Below are 26,118 nucleotides of genomic sequence, written 5' to 3' on the forward strand. Positions count from 1 at the left end.
TGTTACTCTAGAAAATTTTTATGTCCCACAAATCTTTATTCGCTAAAACTAAACGACATCGTCTCGCTGTACCGCCTTCGGCATTGGTAGCTATTTCTCTTATGCTCTTTTCCATGTTCTTTGGAGCGGGAAATCTTATTTTCCCGCCCGTCGTCGGGGCTGGTTCGGGAGATAATTTCCTGCCCGCTACCATTGGATTCTTAATTGGTGCCGTGGTGTTGCCTGTGATTGCAATTATTGCTGTTGCACTTTCTGGTAGGGATATTCGTGACCTCAGCGCACGTGGCGGCACAGTGTTTAGTGTGTCATTCGCGGTGGCAACTTACCTGGCGATTGGAGCTTTTTATGCAATTCCGCGCACTGGTGCCGTGAGTTTTTCGATGTCGATAACACCTGTTTTTGGTCTGGACTCAACGCTTGCGTCGGTGATTTTTAATGTGTTGTTCTTTGGCGCAGCTCTTGCGTTAGCTTTTAATCCCACCGGTTTAGTCGATCACCTGGGTAAGTGGCTCACCCCTGCCCTGTTGGTTTTGCTGGGGGTGCTCATCGTCACGGCTTTCTTTCAGTTACCGGGTAGCTCTGCCATAGCCACCGAAAAGTTTGCGCAGAATCCTTTAGCCGTAGGCTTGCATGAGGGGTATATGACTATGGATTCGCTATCAGCATTGACTTTCGGCATTCTGGTTACCTCGGCGCTGCGTCATGCCGCTTTAGAGAACTCGTCAGCTATTAGTTCTCGGGAAATTGAGGCTGCCAGCGGCCCAAGTGGCATTATCGACGCTGATGATATTAAAGAACCCACCAATTTAGTGCGTATGTCTACTATTGCGGCTCTCATCTCTGGTTCTTTGCTCGCCGCTATTTATGTGGGTTTGGCTTTCATCGGGCACAATATCCCCGATGGGCAAAGTTTCGACGATGGTGCCGCACTCTTGGCACAAGCATCATATGCAATGCTTGGTCGCCCTGGTCAGATTGTCTTAGGGGCAATCGTATTGCTCGCGTGCATGACTACTGCGGTCGGATTATTAGCAGCAACGAGTGAGTTTTTTCACCGACTACTGCCGCGTTTTTCTTATCGCACCTGGGTCATCAGCTTTAGTCTGATTTCTTTTATTGTGGCTTCTTTGGGGCTTTCCACAGTGCTCACTATTGCAGTTCCTATTATTTCTTTCCTCTACCCCATTGCAATTAGCATTATTTTCCTTACTATCGTCGATAAGCTCTTCCCTGTGCTTCAGCTTCACTATGGTTTTGCGTTTGCGGTGTGGACTGCAGCGATTTTTAGTGCGCTGAGCATTGTAGTTCCTCACTATGTTGCTTGGGTACCATTGTCCGCAATGGATCTGGGCTGGATTATTCCGGTTCTGCTTGCTGCTGTCATTGGTACCGGGGTGGATTATCGACGCGGGACTGTTCTTTCTAGCGATCGTGCTAGGACTAGCCGGGAATAAAAGGCGTTGCTGCTGCGTTGTTCTGACAGATTACCGTGCTATTTATCGCTTCTTTTACTAAGGAAAAAATATGTCAGAACAGCTTACTCGCGCCCCTTTATCTATTTTGGACTTTGCCATGATTTTTGATCATGAGCGCCCAGGTACGAGTTTCCAGCGTTCAGTGGCATTAGCACAAGAGGCGGAAAAGCTCGGATACCAGCGTATTTGGTATGCCGAGCATCATAATATGTCTTCTATTTCTTCTGCTTCCCCCGCGGTGCTTATCGCACATATTGGTGCACAGACAAATAGTATTCGGTTAGGCGCTGGTGGGGTTATGCTGCCTAATCATTCTCCTTATGTTGTTGCTGAACAATTCGGCACCCTTGCTGAGCTTTATCCTGACCGTATTGATTTAGGTTTAGGTCGCGCCCCTGGTACCGATCAGCTCACACTTGGTCGTGCTTTACGACGCTTACCTGATGCTGCACAAACTTTCCCGGATGATGTGGTTGAGCTGCAGAAATATCTAGCTGATGAATCGATTATTGATGGGGTACGTGCTGTGCCTGGAGCTGGTACTCATATTCCGCTCTATATTCTCGGTTCGTCGCTTTTTGGTGCTGAGCTGGCTGCTCGTCTTGGTCTACCTTATTCTTTTGCTTCACATTTTGCCCCTGATTTGCTGGAGCAAGCAGTAAGTTTGTATCGTGCACAATTCCAACCACAGCGCTCTGGGGATAAGCCATATGTTATTGCTGCTGTCAATGTGTTAGCTGCGCCAACAAGTGCCCAGGCGCATGAGCGCTTTGTGCAAGTGCAACGTGCATGGGTGCGGAATATGGCATCTCGTGGACGTTATCTTAATGATGTGCAGCTCGATCAAGTTATGGATTCCTATGCTGGTCGTAAAATTTTGGACATGATGCGTTATACCGCAGTAGGAACTGCGGATGAGGTTCGAGACTATTTAGAAAAATTCCAGCGTCATGCGCAGGCAGATGAGCTGATGATTTCTTTGCGTGCACCACGTTGGCAAGACACTATGGAATCATTGCGGTTATTGGCTCAAGCATGGGAATTAAACTCTATAGACACGCTATAGATACTCGTGTAGACACGCGGTAGCTGCACCAATGGCTACTATCACCCCCATATTTGTGTCATGTCGCCTAGCGCAGTTACCCTACTGTCATGCTTGATAATGAGCAGCAGCATGGCAAATTGTGCTCCGTTTTAGTGCTTTTAGCAGTATGTTTTCTCAGTGCGTGTTCCGCTGGGCATACTGCTGTATCTACAGTCCCACCAGACACACAACGCACATTGACCATTGGTGCTACTGCTGCTCCTGCTTCTTTGGATTTCACTACCACCGCTGGTGCTGCTATTCCCCAAGCTCTCATGGGTAATGTGTATGAAGGTCTTGTGCGTATCAATCAACAAGGAACGCTCGAACCCCTGCTTGCGCATAGTTGGGAAGAAAATGCCCAAGGCACAGAATATATATTCCATTTAGTAAAGAATGTGTTTTTTAGCGATGGTACAGCTTTTAATGCTCATACCGCACAATTTTCCATTGATCGCGTACGTTCTGATGCCTGGACAAATGGCTTAAAAACCAAGATGTCTGTTGTTGCTCGCACAGAAGTAATTGACGACTACACCTTAAAAGTAGTGCTCCATTCTCGATCTAATTCTTGGTTATGGAATATGGGCACGGCCATTGGCGCTATGATGTCCCCTTCTGGGATCGCAACACTGGCTACCAACCCTATCGGTACTGGTCCTTATACCATCACTAATTGGTCGGTCGGGACGTCGATAAGCTATAAAGCGCGTCAAGACTATTGGGGGGCTCCCGCTAAGGCAAAGACTGTATTGCTGCGTTATTTTGCTGATCCTATTGCATTATCTAATGCGATTCGTAGTGGGGATATTGATATTGCTTATGGTCTGCAATCACCGGAGCTGCTTGAGTTCATCAAACAACAAAAAAACTTGGACATTTCTGTGGGGTCTACTCAAGGTGAAGTCCTACTCAGCATGAATAATAAGCGTGCCCCTTTTAATGATGTTCGGGTGCGCCAAGCGGTACTGTATGGTGTGGATCGTCAAGGAATTATCGACGCAGCCTGGGATGGTTTTGGTGTTGATACTGGAGGCACTCCGGTGGCTCCTACTGATCCCTGGTATGTGGGCAGTTCACCGTACTCATTTGATCCAGCCAAAGCACGAGAGCTCATGCGCCAAGCTCATGCATGGGGTGCCAAAATTACTATTTCAGTGCCGTCCTTGCCTTATGCGCAAAATATCTCCGAAATGTTGTACTCGCAATTGCGTGATATTGGTTTTGATGTGTCTATTGAGTCCACTGAGTTCCCCGCTGTATGGTTAGCAAAGGTAATGAAAGGAAAAGATTACGATATGTCGATTGTGGCTCATGTGGAACCGCGCGATATTCCGACTCTTTTCGCCGACCCTCATTATTACCTTGGCTTTGATAATAAAAAAGTGCAAGATGTACTGCGAGAAGCCGATCAGGCACCAGCAGCAGATTATAACGCACTCATGCAAGAAGCAGTATCAGAAATCATGAATGATGCAGGGGCAGATACCTTATTCAATTTGCCGAATATCGTCGTTGCACGGCGCTCAATTACCAACATTCCCATTAACATCGTCAGTGACGGCTTAGCCTTTGCCGGAATTGATACCGGAACTAATTCCCGAGTTAGCACCCACGCGCCCCCATCCACAGCTGCTCATGAGGAGCAACAATGAAAACCATTGCGCTCACCTTAGCCCGCTATGGACTCACCATATGGATAGCAAGCCTCATCATTTTCATTGCCCTACGCATTGTTCCTGGTAATCCTGCACACATTGCTTTAGGAATTAACGCCTCCCCGGAGACCATAGCTCAGCTAGAACATTCCCTAGGGTTAGATCGCCCCCTGACCGTGCAGTATTTTTCCTGGGTCATTGGGCTGTTAACTGGTCATTTTGGCACCTCACTTACCTCCGGTACTGATATTTCTCCACTGGTATTCGACCGCAGCGCCGTGAGCCTCATTTTGGTGCTTAGCTCCATGTTCTTTGCTTTAGTGATTGCTCTTCCTGCAGGTGTGTGGGCTGCGTGGCGTACGCAGCATATCGACGGAAAACTCATCGGGGTTTTTTCTCAGCTTGGCATTGCCATCCCGAGCTTTTTGGCAGCGATTCTCCTCGTTGCCTTGTTTGCCATCAAACTCAGTTGGCTACCCCCCAATGGCTGGGTAAGCCCTGATAGTGACTTCTCTGGGTTTTGTGCCAGACTCATCTTGCCGGTTTTTTCCTTAGGAATTGTGCAAGCTGCAATTATGACTCGCTACGTGCGTACCGCGATTCTCGACATCATGCATGAAGATTTTATGCGCACCGCCAGAGCAAAAGGATTATCTGCCTTGGGCGCATTAAGAGCTCATGGATTACGCAATGCTGCATTATCAGTGATTACCGTCTCTGGGGTGCAACTGACTTCCTTGATAGTGGGCGCTGTGGTCATTGAAAAAGTTTTTGTCATACCTGGTCTGGGCACAATGCTACTCAACGCGGTCAATGGTAGGGATCTCAATACGGTGCAAACTATTGTTATGGTGTTGGTGGTCTTTGCAATAGTCACCAATGCTGTCGTTGATCTACTGTGTATTCTCATTGATCCGCGTATCCGAAAGAAGGCATAACAATGAGCACCCCCACGCCTCAAGCATTGCAAGCTCCTAAGGCATTACGCGGATTTTCTGCCACTGGATATGTCGGTCTGGTCATCGTTATTGGCATTATGAGCACCGCCATTGTGTCTTTCTTTTGGACTCCCTATGATCCGCTCCACGTCGATCCAGCACTGCGGCTAGCTGCACCGTCATGGCAGCACCTGTGTGGTACAGACCGCTATGGTCGTGATATTTTCAGCCAACTTATGGTGGGGGCTCGTATTACATTATTCGTCGGAGTAATAGCAGTTGCCGTTGCTGCTTGTTTCGGTATTCCTTTGGGGATCTATGCAGGTATGCGTCGTGGGCTTGCGGAAATACTTATCATGCGTGGCGCTGATCTTTTCCTCGCTTTCCCGGCTTTGCTCATGGCAATTATCGCCAGTGCCATCTTTGGCGGCTCGACGCTCACCGCAATGATTGCCATTGGCATAGCCAGTGTGCCTGCTTTTGCTCGAGTGTGCCGCAGCGCCACCTTGTCGGTTATGACTCGCGACTTTATCGCAGCAAGCTATAGTGCAGGAAAAAGCAATATGCACGTAGCGCTACGTCATGTGGTGCCGAATATCATGGGAGTCATTATTGTTCAAGCCTCTATTGCTTTTGCCCTTGCTATTCTGGCTGAGGCCGGACTGAGTTTCTTAGGTCTAGGCACTGCTCCCCCGACTCCAAGCTGGGGAAGAATGCTCCAAGCTGCTGGTTCTTTTTTGAGTTCTGCCCCGCACCTAGCTCTGGCACCAGGAGGTGCCATTGCAGTGAGTGTCCTTGGGTTTAATCTACTCGGCGATGGTCTGCGAGATAACAATGATCCACGTGCATAACAACAAGAAAAACAACGAGGACACCAAAGCAGAGCACATGACTATGCCATGCGTGCTGCGTGTGGAAAATCTCAGCGTGCTTAACCAAGTGCACTCTGTGTCTTTTGATATTCATGCTCGGCAACGCCTGGGGATTATTGGCGAATCCGGCTCAGGTAAAACCCTCACTGCCCTGGCTATTATGCGGCTTATCGACGCCCAAGGCAGCATTATCTTCGACGGAAAAGAACTACTCACAACCGAAGAAAAGCAGCTGTGTGCCATCCGAGGCAATCGCATAGCAATGATTTTCCAAGAGCCTATGACTGCGCTCAACCCACTGATGAGCGTCGGAAAGCAAATTGTAGAAGCAGTGCGTATCCATGCCGGACGGACTATGAGCAGGCGCACTGCCAAGCGTATTGCACTGGAATTACTCAGTGATGTGGAATTAGGCGCTGAGCTTTTTGGGCGTTATCCTCATCAGCTCTCTGGTGGGCAGCGGCAAAGAATTATCATTGCGATGGCGCTGGCGCATAGACCTCAGCTGCTTATCTGTGATGAGCCTACTACTGCCTTAGACGTGACCAGCCAAGCGGCAATCATGCAGCTCATCGACTCGCTAGTGGACAAGTACGACATGAGCCTCTTGTTTATTACTCATGATTTAGGTCTGGTGGCCCAGGTATGCGAGCAGGTGCTGGTCATGAAGGATGGGCAGATTGTAGAACGCGGTGATACCCACACTGTGCTTCATGATCCACAACATTCTTATACCCGTATGCTTGTCTCGGCATCTATTCTCGACCCTGCGCCCGCACATCAACCAAGTAAGCAGGTGCTTATTGAGTTGCGTGATGTGGCGAAAAAATATAAGCACACGGTGGCAGTCGAGCAAGTTGATCTCACAGTTCATGGCGGCGAGCGGCTAGGTATTGTGGGTGGGTCTGGATCTGGAAAAACCACTACGCTCAAGATGATTGCAGGTTTAGAAAAACCCAGCTCAGGTGCTGTGCATATTCATGCGGATTTTCAGATGATTTTCCAAGATCCGTTTGGCTCACTTGACCCTCGTATGCGTATCGAGCACATTATCAATGAGACTTTGCCCACCCCTGACCGAGATAGAGTCGCTGAAGTACTGCGTGATGTAGGGCTCAAACCAGAGCATATGCACCGTTTCCCCCATGAGTTTTCCGGGGGACAGCGCCAACGCATTTCCATTGCGCGTGCTCTCGCCCCACGCCCACGCATTGTGCTTGCCGACGAACCAGTTTCTGCACTCGACATTTGCGTGCGCAAAAAAATTCTTGACCTGCTCAATGAGTTGGTCACTGAGCATAATCTCACTCTTGTGTTTGTTTCTCATGACATCACTGCTGTCCAGGCATTATGCAATGATCTTGTTGTGATGCATCAAGGCAGGATCGTCGAACAAGGCGCAGTTGCCGACGTGCTTGCCAACCCACAGCACTCCTACACCCAAGCGCTTATCGACGCAGTACCACACCTTCACCGACGCACCAGATCATAACCAGCTCCCCCTAGTTTTTCTCAGCAATTGCCAGCCAGGCATGAGACAGTTTAGGCTCACTATATGAATAACGTACAAACACCGCACATTAACCCTGGTGATGTGCCTATCGCCCCCACAGTGTTATTGCCCGGTGATCCACTGCGCGCCAAGTTTATTGCTGAGACTTATTTAGATAACGTGCAGCAATTTAACTCCGTGCGCAATATGCTTGGCTACACCGGAACCTTTGAGGGGGCGCCTATTTCTGTGATGGGTTCTGGCATGGGTATTCCCTCTATTTCGCTTTATGCCTACGAGCTCATTCATTTCTTTGGGGCGAAAAAACTCATTCGCGTAGGGTCGTGTGGTGCATTGCAGGAGAACCTCAACCTGTATGACGTCATCATTGCCCAATCAGCCTCGACTGATTCTCGATTCCTGCACCAATATGATATTCCGGGCACCTATGCCCCCACTGGTTCTTTCCGACTCATTGAAGATGTACGAGCGCGTGCACGCGCAGCAGGAATTGATACTCATGTGGGAAATATCCTCAGCAGTGACATTTTCTATAATGACACCGAAGATGCACATCTGCGGTGGGCACGCATGGGCGTGTTGGCGGTAGAAATGGAATCAGCTGGGTTGTATGCCACAGCTGCTCAAGCTGGTGTGGAGGCACTGGGTATTTTTACAGTCAGCGATAATATCCGCACCGGCGCAAAAACCAGCGCCCAGGAGCGCGAAACTGCGTTTACCACCATGATGGAATTGGCATTACCACTAGCAAAGGTCTAACACCATGACTTCTTCTCACGCACATAACCTCAGCAAACCCACAGCTAATGTGTCCTCACCAAAGGCAGCTGTGCCCATCTTATTGTTCTGCTTTGTGTTTAGCTTGGTCGTCGATAACGGCTTTAAGTTCATGACAAAACCCATTGCCGAAGATCTCAGTTTGAGCCCCTCAACAGCAAGTTTGCAAGCAACCCTGGCAGGTATCGTCATTGGTATTGGCGCTGTGGTCTACGCTGCGCTTGCCGACGCGATTTCAATCCGCAAACTCATGATTGCTGGCATTAGCATGGTAGCGCTAGGTTCCATCCTTGGTTTTGCGTTCCAAAATGTGTGGCCAATGGTTCTTGCCGGGCGAGTTATTCAGACCACAGGCTTAGCAGCAGCAGAAACACTATACGTTATTTATGTAACTAAGTACCTCAGCGAAAAGGATCAAAAGACCTACTTGGGCTTTTCCACATCTTCTTTCCAAGCAGCCATGCTGATTGGCACGCTCACCTCAGGTTTTATCGCCACTTATATCTCCTGGACAGCAATGTTCCTCATCTCTTGTGCTTTGGTGCTTGCCATTCCTTTCCTGATTAAGACTGTGCCGCCCCAGGCAAAAACCAGTGCTCATGTGGATATCTTAGGTTTGCTCTTTATTGCAGTCATTGCCACCTCGGTTATCTTATATATCCAAGCATTTAATGCGGTGTTCCTTATTCCCATTGCCGTTGGTATTGTGCTCTTTGCTGCGCACGTGAAATACAATAAGAACGCACTGGTCAAACCGGAATTCTTTAGCAATGCACAATATATTTTAATTTTGCTCATTGTCCTTATTGTCTACTCAGTGCAGCTAGGTTATACCGCCATTCTTTTGCCTTATATGGTTGATTCCTTGCATGGCATTAACCTCAGTGGTGCGTCGTATATCCTCGCACCTGGGTATATTTGCGCCATTTTGGCGGGTATTTTCGCTGGTCGGGTTGGTAGAGTGCTCAGCTCACACCGCACTATTATTCTTGGTTTGGTGCTCATTACCGCGGCACTGATTTTGCCAGCAATTTTTATCGACGCGCCAGTAGCCGTGTTGGTAGTCTCCATGATTCTCTTCCCCACTGGCTTTGCGACGATCTACGCGCCACTGGTTTCTACCTCAGTAAGCAGGATTAGCGCAGAAAAATCTGGGGTTGCCATCGGCTTCTACAACCTCACTATCAACATTGCAATCCCCGTCGGCATTGCCTACAGTGCAAAGCTACTGGAACTAGCCCCAACCGGGCTAGCTTTCCTCTCCTACGTTCCAGGAGGAGCTGCTACTCCTGAACAACAGACCGCAGCGACTCTCTTGTGGATTCTTGCCTTCATTGCGCTTGGTGGCATGGTGCTCTACTTGGCGACAAGTAAAATCATCCACCGCACAGGACGCACAGCAGCAGGTGCCGAAAACTAACTAAACATACCTAAAAGACCTTATACCAGTTAGTATAAGGTCTTTTGTTTTTCGCTAAACAGCTGTTACGCTACGCGCAAGTGACCACCCGTAGTAACTTTAGGACGGTCTTTCTTCGCTACAGTCTTAGCCTGCTTAGCGACGTTATCCTTCACACTTTCAGAGATAACGGTCTTAGGTGCAGGCTTAGATTCAGCAGGTTCTTCCTTATCCTCAGGCTCTACAACAGTAGTAACAACCTCACCCTGCTCAGCCTCAGCGTCTGTGTCAGGCACAGTTGGTGGAACAACAGGCTTAACCGGTTCCTCACGCTCCTCAGGATACTCAGCTGGCTTCACAGGCTTAACCTGCTCAGACTCCTGTGGTTCCTCAGAAGGTGTAGGATCTTCAGACTCCTGTGGTTCCTCAGAAGGTGTAGGATCTTCAGACTCCTGAGGTTCCTCGCTAGAGGTTGGCTCCTCTGTTTCCTTGGAAGGTTTAGTAGGCTCAACTTCCTCTTCCTCAGAAGGAGTAGGTTCCTCAGACTCTACAGGCTCCTCACTAGGCGGCACCTCAGACTCCTCATCAGGGCACAACGTAATGTGCTGGAAACCCTGATCACAGTTATCCTCAGCACCTTTGAGCGAACCATAAAAATTCACCTGAGGATTCAAGTGAAGATTAAACGTCTGCGCATATTTCCGATAACGATCACCAACAGTAGCCTCAATATCACTACCAATCGTATCGAAACGACCAATATCCGCTGTCACAGCACAGGTTCCCACACCAGTCACACCATGTTTCGAGCCTTGATTCTCGTATAATCCCACAATCTTTTTACGAGTATCCTCAGACTGCTCTTTGGTAGTAACAGGAGGCAACTCACCCGTACGACCCCACTCATAATCTTTCAAGGATTGACAGCCCTCTTTACCCTCACCGCTACCAAACACATCTTCACCAGAGCAACTCCATAACAGGGTATCAACGCGAATCGGCACATACGTATCCTCACCAACCGCTTCCACAGTACCGGTGACCTCAAAAGTATAAACACCAGCATTCATTCCCAAACTAATCTGGTAAAAATTCCACTCAGGCTGATCAGCAAAAGACGAAGGCTCAACACCACGAGGCTGATTCAACTTCTCTGATTCCTCAGCAGTGAACTTATAAAACGGAGTAACACCATAGGTAGCATCACGCTCAACATTGGACAGATCTAATTCAGAACTATCCTTAATGGGAACCTCATAATCCACTTCCTGCGCAGGACCAAACCTTAGCTCAGTAGCAGATTCCCAATCTTTTTCATATTCGTTTGAGGCTTCACCTACAGTATTTCCCTGAACGTCCTTCCAATACCATTTATCAGGATCCTCCCCCTTAGATTCATCACCAGAATCATTAAGAAGCGGCATATGAGTCAAACGAATAGAAGTCACATCAACCGTTGCAGGCACCATAATTTCAGCACCCTTCGAGGTTCGTACACGATCTTCAGCTTGCAGCAATGGTGCTACCTGTACTTGCCAGGTAACTTCTGCTTTATCACCGACTTTTTTCACACAGGTAGTACCGGTATCACAGTTCGCGCCACCCCAATAACCATGAACATTATCAACAAACTGGTAGCCACTATCATCAGAACCGCCACCACTATAAGCACCAGTACCGCCAGGACTAGCTAATACCGAGGGGGGGGGGCTAGAAAACCCGAACCAAGCACACCAACGGCAACCACAGCCGCAGCACGCTTAGCAAAACGATTCAACAACATTATTTCTCTCCTAGGAAAAAGAACAAAAAACACTTTCCAAGCCATCCCAACCACACAAAGCTGAGAAAAACCTGAAAGCGTTTCCCATCATAACCCAAGACATGAAGAAAGTCCTAGCACCATTAAGAAAGTCCTAGCACCATTGGTGCTAGGACTATTGTGCAAAATAAAAATTACGCTGCGCGCAGATGTCCACCCGTGGTTACTTTAGGGCGGTCTTTCTTCACTATGCTCTTCGCCTGCTTAGCGACGTTATCCTTTACGCTTTCAGAGATAACGGTCTTAGGTGCAGGCTTGGATTCTGGTTTAGAATCAGCAGGTTTATCCTGCTCAGGCTCTACAACGGTGGTAACAATCTCACCCTGCTCAACCTCAGTGTCTGTATCAGGCAGAGTTGGTGGAACAACAGGCTTAACTGGTTCCTCACGTTCTTCAGGACGCTCAGCTGGCTTCACAGGTTTCTCCTGTTCAGGCTCCTCAGAAGGAGTAGGTTCCTGAGTTTCCTCACTTGGAGTTGGCTCCTCAGACTCCTGTGGTTCCTCGCTAGAAGTTGGCTCCTCTGTTTCCTTAGAAGGCTTAGCAGGCTCAACTTCCTCTTCCTCAGAAGGAGTAGGTTCTTCAGACTCTACAGGCTCCTCATCAGGACAAATAGTGATGTGCTGGAAGCCCTGGTCACAGTTATCCTCAGCACCTTTGAGCGAACCATAATAATTCACCGCAGGATTCAAGCGAAGATTAAACGTCTGCGCATATTTCCGATAACGATCACCAACAGGTAACTCAGTATCACTACCAATCGTATCGAAACGACCAATATCCGCTGTCACAGCACACGCACCCACATTCGTTAAACCGTGCTTCGAGCCTTGATTCTCGTATAATTCCACAATCTTGTTACGAGTATCCTCAGACTGCTCTTTGGTGGTAACAGGAGGCAACTCACCCGTACGACCCCACTCATAATCTTTCAGACTCTGACAACCCTCTTGACCTTCACCGCTACCAAACTCATCTTCGGAAGAACATCTCCACATCACATTATCAACGCGAATCGGCACATACGTATCCTCACCAACCGCTTCTACAGTACCGGTGACCTCAAAAGTATAAACACCAAGATTCTCACCTAAACTGGTTTGATAGAAGTTCCACTCAGGCTGATCAGCAAAACGAGAAGGCTCAACACCACGAGGCTGATTCAACTTCTCTGATTCCTCAGCAGTGAACTTATAAAACGGAGTAACACCATAGGTAGCATCACGCTCAACATGAGATAAATCTAATTCAGAACTATCCTTAATGGGAACCTCATAATTCACTTCCTGCGCAGGACCAAACCTTAGCTCAGTAGCATATTCCCAATCTTCTTCATATGCTTTTCTAGCATCCTCTGGTTCTAGCAACAGACTGTATGATTCACCTACAGTATTTCCCTGAACGTCCTTCCAATAGAGTTTATGAGAATCCTCCCCCTTGGATTCATCACCCAACTCACCAGAAGTCGGCATATGAGTTAAACGAATAGAAGTCACATCAACCGTGGCAGGCACCATAATCTGCGCGCTCTTCGAGGTCTGTATATGATCCTCAGATTGTACTAATGGTGCTACCTGCACTTGCCAGGTAACCTCTGCTTTATCACCAATTTTTTTCACACAGGTAGAACCGGTATCACAGTTCGCGCCACCCCAATAGCCATAAACATTTTCCTTCTCAGGCCGAGTACCACCAGGACCGGCTAATACTGAGGGGGGGGGGCTAGAAAACCCGCACCAAGCATACTTACGGCAGCAACCGCCGCAGCACGCTTAGCAAAACGATTCAACAACATTATTTCCTCTATTCTCCTAGGAAAAGAACAAAAAAGCACTTTCCAAGCCATCCTCAACCACACAAAGCTGAGAAAAACCTAAAAGCGTTTCCCATCATAACCCAAGCAACACAGAAAGTCCTAGCACCAATGGTGCCAGGACTCTTAAACATCTTAAGAAACAAAAATTACGCTACGCGCAGATGACCACCCGTAGTTACTTTAGGACGATCTTTCTTCGCTACAGTCTTAGCTTGCTTAGCAACGTTATCCTTCACGCTTTCAGAGATAACGGTCTTAGGTGCAGACTTAGATTCTGGCTTAGAATCGGCAGGTTTATCCTGCTCAGATTGAGCAGATGGTACAAACTTACTCTCAGAAGAAACAGGTTCTTCACTAGAACTAGGTTCTCCAGGCTCCTGTGATTTCTTAGAAGATGTAGGCTCCCCAGACTCCTGTGACTCCTCAGATTCTTTAGAAGGCTTAGCAGGACCAACCTTTTCAGGCTCTTCAGAAGGAGTAGGCTCTTCAGATTCCTGTGGCTCCTCAGAAGGCGTTGGTTCCTCAGACTCTACAGGCTCTTCACTAGGCGGAACCTCAGTCTCCTCATCAGAGCACAACGTAATGTGCTGGAAACCCTGATCACAGTTATCCTCATCACCATTGAGCGGACCATAATACCTCACCGTAGGATTCAAGTGAAGATTAAACCTATTCCGATAAGCATGATGTTTCCCCTCGGCAGCATCCTCAATATCACTACCAATAGTGTCAAAACGATCCGTATTCTGCGTTACCGCACACGCACCAACACCAGTCAAACCATCAACTTTCCCCTGCTTCTTATATAGTTCGACAATCTTGTTACGAGTATCCTCAGACTGCTCTTTGGTAGTAACAGGAGGCAACTCACCAGTTTGTGCCCACTCAGATTCTTTTAACGAAACACAGCCTTCCATAGCACTACCAACACCATGGGAATCATTTGCACCTCCCTCGGAGGCACACCTCCACAACATATTATCCGCACGAATCGGCACATAGGTATCATCACCAACAGCCTCAACAGAGCCGGTGACCTCAAATGTAAAAATACCGATTGTATTCAGATACACCTGATAAAAATCCCAATCAGGCTGCTCAGCAAAAGAAGAAGGCTGAACACCATATATACCCGTTTTATCATCAGCTAAAGAACCATCAGGATTCTTCACAAACGACGACACTTTGTACGTATCATTATCAGTTACTTCATCTTTCGACTCCACAATTGGAACCTGATAATCCACAACCTGCGCAGGGTAATCACTCTCACCAAACTCTGCAAATTCAACAGGCATATGCGTAAGTTTGATCGACACATCCTTGACGGTGGAAGGAATCATAATCTGTGCACCATGCGTGGCTTGAATATGATTCTCAGCTATCGCCAGCGGTGATAACTGCACCTGCCAGGTAACCTTTGTTTCATCCCCCACTTGCTTTACACAGACCGAACCCGTATCACAGTTCGCACCACCCCACGAACCATGAACATTATCGACGTTATCAGCACCACCACCCTGGTAATCGCCGTCACCGCCACCACCGTAGACACTAGTACCGCCAGGACCGGCTAATACTGAGGGGGGGGGGCTAGAAAACCCGAACCAAGCACACCAACGGCAACCACAGCCGCAGCACGCTTAGCAAAACGATTCAACAACATTATTTCTCTCCTAGGAAAAAGAACAAAAAACACTTTCCAAGCCATCCCAACCACAAACACAAAGCTGAGAAAAACCTAAAAGCATTTCTCATCATAACCACAAAAGGGGCGTGACCACTAGCTCATAACTAGCAGTCACACCCTTAAATATGCGATTAAAGCACAACGTGCCTGGTCGTCGGAAAGCTCTATATGCTTTAACTGCGCCTTATAGAGCAACCACACCAACAATCGCCGCATTGAGCATATTGGTGGCAAAACCCGTCATCAAAGCCAGCGGTGCCAGACGCGCCACCTCACCACGGCGCTCGGGTACCAAAGCACCAATAGAACCAATCTGGATAGCAATGGAGGAGATATTAGCAAATCCCGCCAAAGCAAAAGTGGAAATCATCAGTGATTTCTTATCCAATTGGGCAAGATTTTCACCCATGCTGGTGTAACCGACAAACTCGTTAATAATCGTTTTCTCGCCAATGAAAGAGCCCACAAGCGGCGCCTGATCCCACGGCACACCAATAAGCCATGCAACAGGGGAGAAAATAGCACCAAATAAACCTTCCAAAGACCAATTGTCCTGCCCGAAAAGATGCCCCACCCCACCAATAACGGCAGAGAACATACTAATGCCGGCGATAAAAGCAATAAGCAAACAACCCACAATTACTGCCACACGTCCACCATTCATGGCTCCGCGACCAATGGCGTCGATAAGATTATGGGATTGCGTATCCCGCACATCGCGCACATTCGCATCCAAAGTGGATTCTTCCGTCTCCGGCATGAACGCCTTAGCTACCAAAATAGAACCAGGCGCATTCATCACGCTAGCGGCAAGCAGATATTCCAATGGTGCACCCAACAGGGAATAACCAATAAGTGTGGAACCAGCAACAGAAGCAAAACCACCAGTCATACAGGTGAAAAGTTCCGACTTTGTTAATTTCTTCAGATAAGGCTCAATAACCAGCGGCGCTTCAGACTGCCCAAGGAAAATAACCGTGGATGCCCACACGGATTCCACCTTTGATGTGCCAAGCAGTTTCTTGAGCGCCCCGCCAAAAATATCAACAAAGAACTGAATAACACGCAGGTAGTACAGTGCGCCAATAATGGCACCCAGCACAATAATGACCGGCAATACATTCAGCGCAAAGACAAAGCCATTCTCAGTATCAAAGAGGGAACCAAATACAAAAGAAGTACCTTCATTAGTGAATTCGGTGAGCTTTTCTAGGCCCTTGGATACCGATTCCATTGCCTTAAAGCCCACTGTCCACTTCAGCACCAGCAAGGACAATACAACTTGCAGTGCCAAGCCCACAGCGAGTGTGCGCCAGTTGATATTTCTGCGTGAGCGTGAGCACACAATCAGAATCGCCAAAATAGCAATAATGCCAAGCAGGCCTTGAAAGCGCTCCATATTTTTACCGCCATTCAATCTAAGAAATAACTATATAAGCCGCAATTAAGTTAAGAATTGAGCTAGGAAAATAATAAATTATCTATCAAGCAATAGAGAAATCTATGCAGCCTAGAGCGACTCAGGACCAAAAGAATAAGGCAAAATCTGCTCAAACGGAATACTGCGTGCCCCATCCTCGCTCTCGACGATCACCTGCTGGCACTCAAACTCGCGCAATACTTGACGACACGCCCCGCAAGGATAACAAGGCTGGCCAGCTTTGCCCACAATGGCAACCGCCTCGATACGAAACTTTGCCTCGTCGATAGCTCTGCCACCAGGTGTCTCATGTATTGCCGTGCCAATCGCATTGCGCTCAGCACAAATGGCTAATCCATAGGAAGCGTTCTCAAAGTTGCAGCCAGGAACTACCCTGCCGTCGGAAAGCAATAATGCTGCACCAACTGGAAAATGCGAATAAGGTGCGTAAGCGGTACGAGCAGCACGTCGTGCATATTCAAGCAATTCTTCTGGACTCATGATTCTTCTCTCTGCTTTTTGGTTATTAGTCACAAACTAACTCATTCAGCATAGCGCTTTCTCGCCAAGAAAATCGCTAGAATAAAAAGGACTTATTTTTATATTCTCTTAACGCGAAAGGCTCTCCTTATGGCAGAGAAATTTGATGTGGTAGACATCATTAGAACAAAACGCGACCACGGCATACTCAGTAAAGAACAGATCGACTGGGTTATTGACGCATACACCCGCGGCGTGGTGGGCGATGAACAAATGTCCGCCCTGAATATGGCAATTTTCCTCAACGGTATGAATCGGGAAGAAATTGCCCAATGGACATGGGCCATGATCCATTCCGGCGAAACTATGGATTTCTCTTCCCTCGGAAAAATAACCAGCGATAAACATTCGACGGGTGGCGTGGGAGATAAAATCACCTTGCCACTGGCCCCATTGGTGGCAAGTTTTGGCGTGGCAGTGCCGCAATTATCTGGCCGTGGCTTGGGGCACACGGGTGGCACATTAGATAAATTGGAGTCCATTGCGGGCTGGCAAGCTGCCATTTCTAATGACCGCATGATGGAGATTCTCGCAGATCCAGGCTGCGTTATCTGTGCTGCTGGTGCGGGGTTGGCGCCTGCGGATAAGAAAATCTATGCGCTTCGAGACACCACAGCAACGGTGGAGTCCATTCCACTTATTGCAAGTTCCATCATGAGTAAGAAAATCGCTGAAGGTACAGCCAACCTGGTTCTGGATGTCAAAGTTGGTTCGGGTGCTTTTATGAAAGACCTGGATAAAGCACGTGAATTGGCGCAGACAATGGTTGATTTGGGTACCGACGCCGGCACGAACACCGTGGCATTGCTGACCGATATGTCCGTCCCGCTGGGCAAAACGATTGGCAATGCCCTTGAAGTGCGTGAATCCGTGGAAGTGCTTGCCGGTGGTGGCCCTGCTGATGTGGTGGAGCTTACCGTGGCGCTGGCGCGCGAAATGCTGGAATTAGCTGGGGTGCATGACGCTGATGTGGAGCAAGCCCTCAAAGATGGGCGTGCGATGGACACGTGGCGTGCCATGATTAGTGCCCAGGGTGGCGATCCAGATGCTGCACTGCCTACCGCTGCCCATACTCATACTGTGTATGCAGATAAAGATGGCTACCTCAGCCAGATGGACGCCTTGGCGTTGGGCGTGGCGAGCTGGCGTTTGGGAGCTGGGCGTGCTCGTAAAGAGGATCCGGTACAAGCGGGTGCGGGCATTGAGATTCACCAGGATTTGGGCGCTTTTGTTCGCAGTGGCGATCCCTTGTTCACGCTTCACTCTGATGACGAGTACCGTTTTGAGCGTGCGTTGGAGTCTTTGCTACCTGGTGTGGCTGTGACCCAGGAGCCGGCTGCCGAGCGCGATAGTGTTATTTTGGGCCGGGTTACCAAGAGTTAGTTGTTCATAAATTTTTTTAAGGATGGCACATATGTCTACGCAGAAACTAAATAAAGCAGCTGTTGCAGCGCTTATCGACCACACTCTCCTTGCCCCCGAGGCAACTGCTCATCAAATTCAAGAGCTTATCGACGAAGCTCAACGCCTTGGTGTATATTCCATTTGCATTTCTCCTAGCCAATTGCCGGTCGATGTTCCAGAAAGCCTAAAGATCGCAACCGTTGTTGGTTTTCCTTCTGGCGCAGTACACGCTGAGATTAAGGCTGCTGAGACAGCACGAGCTGTTGCTGATGGCGCTGATGAAATTGATATGGTCATCAACTTAGCCCTAGTAAAAACTGCGCAATTTGACGAGCTAGAAGCAGAAATTTCCGCAGTTCGTGCTGCGTGTCCTGGCAAAGTGCTCAAAGTGATTATTGAATCAGCAGCACTAACCGACGAGGAAATCGTCGCGTGTTGTAAAGCTGCCCAGCAGGCAGGAGCTGATTTCGTCAAGACTTCTACTGGTTTCCATAAAGCTGGCGGCGCTAGTGTTGCTGCGGTGAAACTCATGGCGGATACCGTCGGCGGGCAATTGGGTGTGAAGGCATCCGGTGGTATTCGAGATGCGGAAACAGCAACTGCCATGATCGAAAATGGAGCTACTCGTTTAGGGCTTTCTGCTTCTGCTGCGGTGCTGGCAGGGTTGGATGCTGATGAGAGTCAGGCACATGACTAACGAGCAACTACTTAACCAAGCCCAGCGCTGGGCAGAACATGACCCTGATCCGCGCACTCGTGCTGAGATTCTTGAGCTGATCCGCACGCAGAACGTCGAGGAGCTGCGGGGGCGGTTTGCTGGACCATTAGAGTTCGGTACTGCTGGGTTACGCGGTGCTCTGGGAGCTGGCGAATCCCGTATGAATACTGCTGTGGTGCTTAGAGCTACTTATGGTCTGGTGAGCTGGCTCAAAGAAAATGTATCTCAGCAGCCACGAGTTGTTCTTGGCTGTGATGCACGGCATGGTTCTGCCCAATTTCACCGTGACGCCGCTGCTGTTATCTCATTACTTGGTGGTACCCCTGTGCTCTTAGAGCCACGCAATCCCACCCCGGTAACAGCCCATGCTGTGCGTGCCTTATCAGCTGATGCTGGCATTATGATTACCGCCTCACATAATCCGCCCCAAGACAATGGCTATAAAGTGTACTTGGGTGGGGCGAGCGCTGGGTCGCAAATTATTCCACCAGTAGATACTGAAATTGCAGCTCATATCGCCCAGGCTCCTCATGCCGATGAGATACACCAGCGTATTCAACACCACTGTGTGCACGCTGAATACCCACAGATTGACTATGAGGCAGCAGTATTGGCAAAGGCAGAGCTGAACCCACCACAAACGGCAGCCGCACTGCGTATCGTCGCAACAGCAATGCATGGTGTGGGCGGTGCGACCCTGACGCGGGTACTAGCTCGTGCTGGATTTGATGATGTGATTTTAGTAAGCCAACAGGCTTATCCTGATCCGGATTTCCCTACTGTTTCGTTCCCTAATCCTGAGGAACCAGGAGCCCTTGATCTTGCTATTCGCACTGCCACACAACACGATGCCGATATCATCTTAGCCCTCGACCCAGACGCAGACCGTTGTGCTGTGGCACTCAAGCATAATGGTCAGTGGCGTCAACTCAATGGCAATGAGCTTGGTTCGATCCTTGGGCATTATGCTGCGCAAACTGCCCAGCCGGGGCAAAAACTTGCCAGCTCTATTGTCTCAAGTAGATTGCTCGCGCATATTGCCGCAGCGCATGGTCTTGACTATGAGCCTACTCTTACGGGGTTCAAGTGGATTTCGCGCGTCCCGCACTTGGCGTTTGGTTATGAAGAGGCGATTGGCTTTTGTTGTCAGCCTGATGTGGTACGCGACAAGGACGGCATTTCCGCTGCGCTCTACACTGCCACTATTGCGGCTAGGCTCAAGGAACAGAATCGCACTTTGGTTGATGTGTTGGATGAGTTAGCCCATGAGCATGGTTTGTACCATAGCGACGCAGTAAGTGTGCGTAGCGATAATCAAGATGAATTGCGCGCAATTTTGGATACGCTACGCGACAATCCACCACAAACTATTGGTGCGGATAAAGTCACCACTGTCATTGACCTTGCCCGCGCCCCCGAAGAACGTGGTGCACTAGAGCACTTACCGCAAACCAACTGCCTTATCTTTGAGACGCAACACCAAGATCGCATTATCATTCGACCCTCCGGCACAGAGCCAAAAGTCAAATGCTACCTGGAAGTGTTCTGCGAATGTCTAGCCGACCAACCTGTACCGTGGCAACAGGCCTATGAGCGCATGAGCAGCCTCAAAGCCCAAGTGCAACAACTGCTCAGTGGCTAACCACGTCGAGGTGCACATGAGGTGCGTATTAGTGGTCGCGTAATTTCTCATCAAGGAGCGCAAAAATGCCGGCACCATCATGACCAATACCATCGTGTTGATAGTAATTGGTGATATGGAGTCGGCAATCTTTGTAGGTATGCGCTGTTTCCATTGATAACTCTAGCGGCACAAAAATATCGTCATAGTACACCGCTGCGGCACAAGGCACCTCAGCCTGTGCTAATACCTGCGCATTATAAGGGCTCTCCTGCCACTGGTACTGTGCGAGTTCCTGTGCCGCAGCACTAAAAGCAGCCAGCGCTGGGTCTTCGTCGAACTGCCACGGGAAGATATGCTCCCCCGTGAGATAGTATTTATCAGCCTTGCGTGGGTCTGCATGCTCCTCATAACCAGGTATTTCTTCCCGAATTCGATGTGCTGACCACGCAGTAGCCGTAGCACCAGAACCAGCACCAATGCCACCATAGATAGATTCATGAATCGCCGCATACAGTGGCGCTTGCGCAAAGCTAACAGCCGCACCTACTTTAGCCAAGAAATCACCTTTGAGCTTTTTCTCCCCACGAACCTCATGAAAAGGATCCTCAAAAAGATACGCCAAAGAATAAAATCCATTCCCACGCCCAAGATCAATACCCACCGTACGCATTCTGCGCGAACTCAACCGCTCACCAGTTGGCAACAACTCCTGGGCATTATCAAGATGATGTGCCACTTCCCTAATGCGCTGGCTCACCCAAGGGAATTGGCTAAAAAATTGCTCTTGGCGATACGTCAATTTAGCAAAAGTATGCCGATACACCTCGTCAACACTCGCGCTTATCGACGGTAATCCCCCAGTTAAATATGCCTTTTCTACAGAATCAGGATAAGCACTCAAGTACGCAGTAATACAAAAACCACCAAAACTTTGCCCAAAGAGCGACCATTTCTTAATGCCCAAGGCTTGGCGGAGTTGTTCTGCATCAGCGACGATATTTTCTTGGCGTAGCGTCGAAAGGCGTGCCAGTGTGTTATCTTCTTGGCCGCTATATGCGTCAATACGGTGTGATCTGCCAGTGCCGCGTTGATCCAACAAAATCACACGATATTTTTTGAGTGCTTCGCCAATTAGTCCGCTCGGGGCAAGAGGACGAGGAGCCGGAAAACCAGGTCCGCCTTGCAAATAGAGCAAAGCTGGGAAATTCTCGCCACCATCAGGGATTATTTCTCTGGCAAAGAGGTCAAAGTGCTCAGTGGGATGAGCATAGTCCCAGGGTAGTGTAAGGGCATATTCTTTGATGGTATGCCCATAGTGGCGGCTGGTGGCAAGGGTAATAAGCTCAGAGTGCATAAGCTCGATCATAGGACTTCTCTATGCGGCGGTAAAATATGCGCTAGGATTAGTGCCCATGAGCTCTCCTGATACTACGCGCACCGCCAGTATTCGCACCTTAAAAGATAATTATGCCCGGGTGCAGGAGCGGATAGCCCATGCTGCTGAACACGCTGGTCGTAGCGCGGAGTCAGTTCGACTTATCGCAGTGAGCAAAACTTATCCACTCACTGTCATCCACAATGCTCTCAACGCTGGTATGACTATTTTTGGCGAAAATCGTCCACAGGAATTGGCGCAGAAAGCCCAAGCGCTGCGCGATGAGCATACCGCGCTGACTACCCAGCCACGGTGGTGTGCCATTGGACGCTTGCAGCGCAATAAAGCTAGAGAGATAGCCACATATGCAGATGAGTTTCATGCGTTGGACTCTGTGCGCCTAGCGCAGGAATTGGATAAACGCCTTCGTAGCGAAAGCCGCACCTTAGATGTGTTTATCCAGGTCAATACCTCTGGCGAGGAGCAAAAAGGTGGGTTTGCGCCAGAGGAAGTGGCTGAGTTTTTACCTCATCTTGCCCAGCTATCCACCCTACGCCCACGCGGTTTCATGACCATGGCACAACGCAGCAACGAGGAAAAAGTGGTGCGATCTAGTTTTGCTCGATTACGCAACTTGCGCGACTCATTATGTACGCAATTACCACCAGGACTTAATGCCCAGGATTTCCAAGAGCTTTCTATGGGAATGTCAGGCGATTTTGAGTGGGCCATTGCAGAGGGCGCGACGAGTGTTCGAGTTGGAACCGCAATTTTTGGGCAACGCAATTAGAGAGTAGGGATTATCAATGAGAGAGGATGACGTCGCATGATTGGCGTATTAGAAGGTTTTGCAGTCATTTTTACCGTCATTTTTGTTGGCTATCTCCTTGCCCGCCTCAACATTATCGCTTCCGACGAGCAACGCCTCACCCTCAACCGCATTGCTTTCTTCGCCGCCACCCCCGCCTTGGTATTTCAAGTAGTCAGCACAGCGCCAACTGATTCTTTTTTCAGCACAGTTAGCCTGGTATCCATTGTGACCGCACTAGCCAGTGCTGCATTATTCCTTGCACTCGCTTATGCTTATACACGCTATAAAAATGCTTCTCAGGTCGATGGTGCCACATTGACAATGGGTGCTGCTGCCTCAGGCTACGTCAATTCCAACAACATTGGGCTACCAGTGGGCATATATGTCCTTGGCAGCACGGCATATGTACCACCCTTACTCTTGGTACAAATGTTGATTTTCACCCCGATTATTCTGGCGCTCATCACGAGAAATAACCAAAACACTCGTGTCTGGCAACAATTACTCCACTCCCTCAAAAATTCTCTCCTCAGCCCCGTTGTGCTGGCAGCTTTTTCTGGTTTGGTGGTGAGTATTTGCTCGCTTCATGTGCCAGAACTCATCCTCGAACCACTGAGTATCCTAGGCGGGGCATCCATTCCGGTTATTCTGCTCAGTTTTGGTGCTTCCCTGCACAAGGCCAGCGTCCTTGCACCAGAATCACTGCGAGCACTCACCATTCTTGCCACCACAATAAAAGTGCTGCTTATGCCGGTTCTCGCACTGTGCTTTGGGGCGTTATTCCACCTTCACAGCGACCAACTCTATGCAGTAGTGATCTTGGCAGCACTACCGACTGCACAAAATGTGTATAACTATGCCGCTACCTACCAGCGAGGGCAAACAATCACTCGGGATACTATTTTGCTCTCGACATTCCTCTCCCTGCCAGTGATGTTTTGCATTGCACTGCTCTTTGGGCGCTAAGGCACCTTCCTTATACGGCACCCTGCTGCATTTTATGGCACACTGGCTTGTGTTAGTTGTTTTCCCATATTCATGTTTTAAGGAGAGATTACACTATGGGTATTTTCGACAAAGCAAAAGACCTACTCAAGAATGAAGAAACCTCTGATAAAGTTCTTGACCAGGCAGAAAAGCTCGCTACTGACAAACTTGGTGCAGATAAAGCAGACAAGGTAAAGAAAGTACGCGACACCATCGACGGTAAAATCGGCGAGAACTAAACCCTAAACTCAACACAAAGCGGGTGTGTATGAATAAAATCATGCACACCCGCTTTAGCCTTTCACCATTGGAGACAAAAACATTAGTTTTCGTCGGTAGATAAGGCAGCAACGAAAGCCTCCTGCGGTACTGACACCGACCCCAGGGACTTCATGCGCTTCTTACCTTCCTTCTGCTTTTCTAGCAGCTTACGCTTACGCGAAATATCGCCACCATAACATTTAGCCAACACATCTTTGCGCATTGCTCTAATGTTTTCTCTCGCAATGATCTTCGAGCCAATTGCCGCCTGAATCGGCACCTCAAACTGCTGGCGCGGAATAAGCTCTTTGAGTTTTTTCGTCATCTTATTGCCATACCAATGTGCAGAATCACGATGCACAATAGCGCTAAAGGCATCCACTGGATCACCATTGAGCAGCACATCCACTTTCACCAAATCGGCTTCTTGTTCACCCGCATCTTCATAATTCAGCGACGCATAACCCTTGGTGCGCGACTTCAAGGAGTCAAAGAAATCAAAAATAATCTCGCCCAAAGGCATGGTGTAGCGCAATTCCACCCGATCCTCAGACAGGTAATCCATTCCACCCATCTGACCACGCTTTGATTGGCACAATTCCATCGTGCTACCGACGAACTCGCTCGGCACAATAATCGTAGTCTTGACAATAGGCTCCCATACCTCATGGAGCTTGCCAGCCGGCCAATCAGAAGGATTATGCACCTGGTGTGCAGTGAGATCCTCGGATACCACTCGGTAACTCACACTCGGTGCTGTGGAGATCAGATCCAACCCAAACTCACGCTCTAAGCGGTCACGGGTAATCTCCATATGCAACAGACCTAAGAAACCACAACGGAAACCAAAGCCCAAGGCCACAGATGTTTCTGGCTCAAAGCTCAGCGAAGCGTCGTTAAGCTGTAATTTTTCAAGAGCATCACGTAAATCCGGGAAGTCCGCCTGGGAAATAGGAAACAGACCCGAGTACACCATAGGTTTAGGCTCCGCATAACCTTGCAAAGGTTCTTGGGCACCATGTTGTGCCCACGTGACGGTATCGCCCACCTTTGATTGGCGCACGTCTTTCACTCCAGTGATCAAATACCCTACTTCACCAGGTCCTAGACCATCGCACTTTTTGGGTGTAGGAGACACAATGCCAATTTCTAGCAACTCATGCACTGCGCCAGAAGACATCATCTTGATTTTCTGGCGTGGCAAGAGTTTGCCATCAATCATACGAATGTAGGTCACCACACCCCGGTAGGTGTCGTAGACAGAATCGAAAATCATAGCGCGCGCTGGGGCTTCATCGTCATACTCAGTAGTTGGTGCTGGTACCAGCTCCGCAACCTTATCCAGGAGTGCCGCCACACCCTCGCCGGTTTTACCTGAAACGCGCAACACATCTTCTGGTTCGCACCCAATGATATTGGCGATTTCCAAAGAATACTTGTCAGGGTCGGCAGCAGGCAGATCAATTTTGTTGAGCACCGGAATAATCTCCAGGTCATTTTCCATCGCCAAATAGAGATTCGCCAAAGTTTGGGCTTCAATACCCTGGGCGGCGTCGACCAGCAAAATTGCGCCTTCACAGGCTTCAAGCGCACGCGATACCTCATAGGTGAAGTCCACGTGACCAGGGGTATCAATCATCTGCATGACGATTTCCTCCCCCGCATAAGGACCCGACTGCGGAACCCACGGCAACCGAACATTCTGGGCTTTAATCGTAATGCCACGCTCGCGTTCAATATCCATATTGTCTAGATACTGATCGCGCATATCCCGAGCATCGACAACTTGCGATAATTGCAAAATACGGTCAGCCAAGGTGGATTTACCGTGGTCAATGTGGGCAATGATGCAGAAATTTCGGATTCTACTAATATCCGTAAAAGTTTTTTCTGCGTAATTGTTCACCATGCAGTTCCTTTTCCTCAACGCTAAT

At 48.9% G+C, this 26,118-nt stretch carries 21 protein-coding genes; 14 read left to right on the top strand and 7 right to left on the bottom strand.

Annotation, left to right across the window (positions count from 1 at the left end; all coding sequences use genetic code 11):
- The first annotated feature begins 20 nt into the window (after window positions 1–20).
- The 8 genes from brnQ to FQV43_RS07590 all read left to right on the top strand — a co-directional run bounded on the left by brnQ (window position 21) and on the right by FQV43_RS07590 (window position 9,740).
- The gene (gene brnQ, locus FQV43_RS07555) at window positions 21–1,454 is read left to right on the top strand and encodes a branched-chain amino acid transport system II carrier protein (RefSeq protein WP_146339802.1); all 1,434 of its coding nucleotides are present in this window, start codon (window positions 21–23) and stop codon (window positions 1,452–1,454) included.
- A gap of 70 nt (window positions 1,455–1,524) precedes the next feature.
- Window positions 1,525–2,541 (top strand): LLM class flavin-dependent oxidoreductase, encoded by a 1,017-nt coding sequence (locus FQV43_RS07560; RefSeq protein ID WP_146339804.1) that lies wholly within the window; start codon window positions 1,525–1,527, stop codon window positions 2,539–2,541.
- A gap of 89 nt (window positions 2,542–2,630) precedes the next feature.
- Complete coding sequence (locus FQV43_RS07565; protein ID WP_146339805.1) at window positions 2,631–4,217, top strand: ABC transporter substrate-binding protein; 1,587 nt, start codon at window positions 2,631–2,633, stop codon at window positions 4,215–4,217.
- Window positions 4,214–5,158: an ABC transporter permease gene (locus tag FQV43_RS07570; protein WP_146339807.1), complete on the top strand. Its 945-nt coding sequence runs from the start codon at window positions 4,214–4,216 to the stop codon at window positions 5,156–5,158. The genes FQV43_RS07565 and FQV43_RS07570 overlap by 4 nt, the downstream gene beginning before the upstream one ends.
- Before the next feature lie 2 nt (window positions 5,159–5,160).
- Entirely contained in the window at window positions 5,161–6,009 is an 849-nt protein-coding gene (locus tag FQV43_RS07575) for an ABC transporter permease (RefSeq protein ID WP_146339809.1), read from the top strand.
- Between the two features lie 37 nt (window positions 6,010–6,046).
- Window positions 6,047–7,522 carry an ABC transporter ATP-binding protein gene (locus FQV43_RS07580; RefSeq protein ID WP_146340482.1) on the top strand — a complete coding sequence of 492 codons (1,476 nt, stop codon included), beginning with the start codon at window positions 6,047–6,049 and terminating at the stop codon, window positions 7,520–7,522.
- A 63-nt stretch (window positions 7,523–7,585) separates the two neighbouring features.
- Window positions 7,586–8,302, top strand: a complete 717-nt coding sequence (deoD, locus tag FQV43_RS07585; RefSeq protein ID WP_144273318.1) for a purine-nucleoside phosphorylase — start codon at window positions 7,586–7,588, stop codon at window positions 8,300–8,302.
- 4 nt (window positions 8,303–8,306) lie between these two features.
- Window positions 8,307–9,740: an MFS transporter gene (locus tag FQV43_RS07590; protein WP_146339811.1), complete on the top strand. Its 1,434-nt coding sequence runs from the start codon at window positions 8,307–8,309 to the stop codon at window positions 9,738–9,740.
- Between the two features lie 65 nt (window positions 9,741–9,805).
- Here the strand turns inward: FQV43_RS07590 and FQV43_RS07595 are convergent, their stop codons facing one another.
- The 5 genes from FQV43_RS07595 to FQV43_RS07615 all read right to left on the bottom strand — a co-directional run bounded on the left by FQV43_RS07595 (window position 9,806) and on the right by FQV43_RS07615 (window position 16,965).
- A complete protein-coding gene (locus tag FQV43_RS07595; protein WP_146339813.1) occupies window positions 9,806–11,290 on the bottom strand; it encodes a hypothetical protein in 1,485 nt (494 codons plus the stop codon).
- Window positions 11,291–11,675: 385 nt separating this feature from the next.
- On the bottom strand, window positions 11,676–13,157 hold the full coding sequence (locus tag FQV43_RS07600; RefSeq protein ID WP_146339814.1) for a hypothetical protein: 1,482 nt from the start codon (window positions 13,155–13,157) through the stop codon (window positions 11,676–11,678).
- A 343-nt stretch (window positions 13,158–13,500) separates the two neighbouring features.
- Window positions 13,501–14,790 carry a hypothetical protein gene (locus FQV43_RS07605; RefSeq protein WP_146339816.1) on the bottom strand — a complete coding sequence of 430 codons (1,290 nt, stop codon included), beginning with the start codon at window positions 14,788–14,790 and terminating at the stop codon, window positions 13,501–13,503.
- Window positions 14,791–15,228: 438 nt separating this feature from the next.
- Window positions 15,229–16,443 (bottom strand): NupC/NupG family nucleoside CNT transporter, encoded by a 1,215-nt coding sequence (locus tag FQV43_RS07610; RefSeq protein WP_146339818.1) that lies wholly within the window; start codon window positions 16,441–16,443, stop codon window positions 15,229–15,231.
- 111 nt (window positions 16,444–16,554) lie between these two features.
- Window positions 16,555–16,965, bottom strand: a complete 411-nt coding sequence (locus FQV43_RS07615; protein ID WP_146340484.1) for a cytidine deaminase — start codon at window positions 16,963–16,965, stop codon at window positions 16,555–16,557.
- 129 nt (window positions 16,966–17,094) lie between these two features.
- Between FQV43_RS07615 and FQV43_RS07620 the strand changes: the two genes are divergently transcribed.
- From FQV43_RS07620 to FQV43_RS07630, 3 genes are read left to right on the top strand one after another with little or no spacing between them, the layout of a single operon-like run.
- On the top strand, window positions 17,095–18,387 hold the full coding sequence (locus FQV43_RS07620) for a thymidine phosphorylase (RefSeq protein ID WP_144273325.1): 1,293 nt from the start codon (window positions 17,095–17,097) through the stop codon (window positions 18,385–18,387).
- Between the two features lie 31 nt (window positions 18,388–18,418).
- Window positions 18,419–19,105, top strand: a complete 687-nt coding sequence (deoC, locus tag FQV43_RS07625; RefSeq protein ID WP_146339820.1) for a deoxyribose-phosphate aldolase — start codon at window positions 18,419–18,421, stop codon at window positions 19,103–19,105.
- Entirely contained in the window at window positions 19,098–20,768 is a 1,671-nt protein-coding gene (locus FQV43_RS07630; RefSeq protein WP_146339822.1) for a phospho-sugar mutase, read from the top strand. Before deoC ends, FQV43_RS07630 begins: the two co-directional genes overlap by 8 nt.
- A 28-nt stretch (window positions 20,769–20,796) precedes the next feature.
- Here FQV43_RS07630 and FQV43_RS07635 read toward each other — a convergent pair whose 3' ends face one another.
- Window positions 20,797–22,089, bottom strand: coding sequence for an alpha/beta fold hydrolase (locus FQV43_RS07635; protein WP_210415266.1), 1,293 nt, complete (start codon window positions 22,087–22,089; stop codon window positions 20,797–20,799).
- Between the two features lie 73 nt (window positions 22,090–22,162).
- Between FQV43_RS07635 and FQV43_RS07640 the strand changes: the two genes are divergently transcribed.
- From FQV43_RS07640 to FQV43_RS07650, 3 genes are all read left to right on the top strand, one after another.
- Window positions 22,163–22,915 carry a YggS family pyridoxal phosphate-dependent enzyme gene (locus FQV43_RS07640; RefSeq protein WP_146339824.1) on the top strand — a complete coding sequence of 251 codons (753 nt, stop codon included), beginning with the start codon at window positions 22,163–22,165 and terminating at the stop codon, window positions 22,913–22,915.
- Window positions 22,916–22,951: 36 nt separating this feature from the next.
- Window positions 22,952–23,902 (top strand): AEC family transporter, encoded by a 951-nt coding sequence (locus FQV43_RS07645; protein WP_146339826.1) that lies wholly within the window; start codon window positions 22,952–22,954, stop codon window positions 23,900–23,902.
- 95 nt (window positions 23,903–23,997) lie between these two features.
- A complete protein-coding gene (locus tag FQV43_RS07650) occupies window positions 23,998–24,162 on the top strand; it encodes an antitoxin (protein WP_144273330.1) in 165 nt (54 codons plus the stop codon).
- A gap of 83 nt (window positions 24,163–24,245) precedes the next feature.
- Here FQV43_RS07650 and lepA read toward each other — a convergent pair whose 3' ends face one another.
- On the bottom strand, window positions 24,246–26,093 hold the full coding sequence (gene lepA / locus FQV43_RS07655; RefSeq protein ID WP_144273331.1) for a translation elongation factor 4: 1,848 nt from the start codon (window positions 26,091–26,093) through the stop codon (window positions 24,246–24,248).
- Between the last annotated feature and the right edge of the window lie 25 nt (window positions 26,094–26,118).

Source organism: Corynebacterium sp. sy039 (genome assembly GCF_007904105.1).
In the GTDB taxonomy this organism is placed as follows: domain Bacteria; phylum Actinomycetota; class Actinomycetes; order Mycobacteriales; family Mycobacteriaceae; genus Corynebacterium.

What these genes read in the sequence shown, in the direction of transcription:
- FQV43_RS07620 (WP_144273325.1), top strand. Translation starts at nt 17,095, where the DNA reads ATGGCAGAGAAATTTGATGTGGTAGACATCATTAGAACAAAACGCGAC.
- FQV43_RS07580 (WP_146340482.1), top strand. Translation starts at nt 6,047, where the DNA reads ATGACTATGCCATGCGTGCTGCGTGTGGAAAATCTCAGCGTGCTTAAC.
- brnQ (WP_146339802.1), top strand. Translation starts at nt 21, where the DNA reads ATGTCCCACAAATCTTTATTCGCTAAAACTAAACGACATCGTCTCGCT.
- FQV43_RS07615 (WP_146340484.1), bottom strand. Translation starts at nt 16,965, where the DNA reads ATGAGTCCAGAAGAATTGCTTGAATATGCACGACGTGCTGCTCGTACC.
- FQV43_RS07590 (WP_146339811.1), top strand. Translation starts at nt 8,307, where the DNA reads ATGACTTCTTCTCACGCACATAACCTCAGCAAACCCACAGCTAATGTG.
- FQV43_RS07650 (WP_144273330.1), top strand. Translation starts at nt 23,998, where the DNA reads ATGGGTATTTTCGACAAAGCAAAAGACCTACTCAAGAATGAAGAAACC.
- deoD (WP_144273318.1), top strand. Translation starts at nt 7,586, where the DNA reads ATGAATAACGTACAAACACCGCACATTAACCCTGGTGATGTGCCTATC.
- FQV43_RS07640 (WP_146339824.1), top strand. Translation starts at nt 22,163, where the DNA reads ATGAGCTCTCCTGATACTACGCGCACCGCCAGTATTCGCACCTTAAAA.
- FQV43_RS07570 (WP_146339807.1), top strand. Translation starts at nt 4,214, where the DNA reads ATGAAAACCATTGCGCTCACCTTAGCCCGCTATGGACTCACCATATGG.
- FQV43_RS07575 (WP_146339809.1), top strand. Translation starts at nt 5,161, where the DNA reads ATGAGCACCCCCACGCCTCAAGCATTGCAAGCTCCTAAGGCATTACGC.
- FQV43_RS07645 (WP_146339826.1), top strand. Translation starts at nt 22,952, where the DNA reads ATGATTGGCGTATTAGAAGGTTTTGCAGTCATTTTTACCGTCATTTTT.
- FQV43_RS07610 (WP_146339818.1), bottom strand. Translation starts at nt 16,443, where the DNA reads ATGGAGCGCTTTCAAGGCCTGCTTGGCATTATTGCTATTTTGGCGATT.
- FQV43_RS07630 (WP_146339822.1), top strand. Translation starts at nt 19,098, where the DNA reads ATGACTAACGAGCAACTACTTAACCAAGCCCAGCGCTGGGCAGAACAT.
- FQV43_RS07560 (WP_146339804.1), top strand. Translation starts at nt 1,525, where the DNA reads ATGTCAGAACAGCTTACTCGCGCCCCTTTATCTATTTTGGACTTTGCC.
- lepA (WP_144273331.1), bottom strand. Translation starts at nt 26,093, where the DNA reads ATGGTGAACAATTACGCAGAAAAAACTTTTACGGATATTAGTAGAATC.
- deoC (WP_146339820.1), top strand. Translation starts at nt 18,419, where the DNA reads ATGTCTACGCAGAAACTAAATAAAGCAGCTGTTGCAGCGCTTATCGAC.
- FQV43_RS07565 (WP_146339805.1), top strand. Translation starts at nt 2,631, where the DNA reads ATGCTTGATAATGAGCAGCAGCATGGCAAATTGTGCTCCGTTTTAGTG.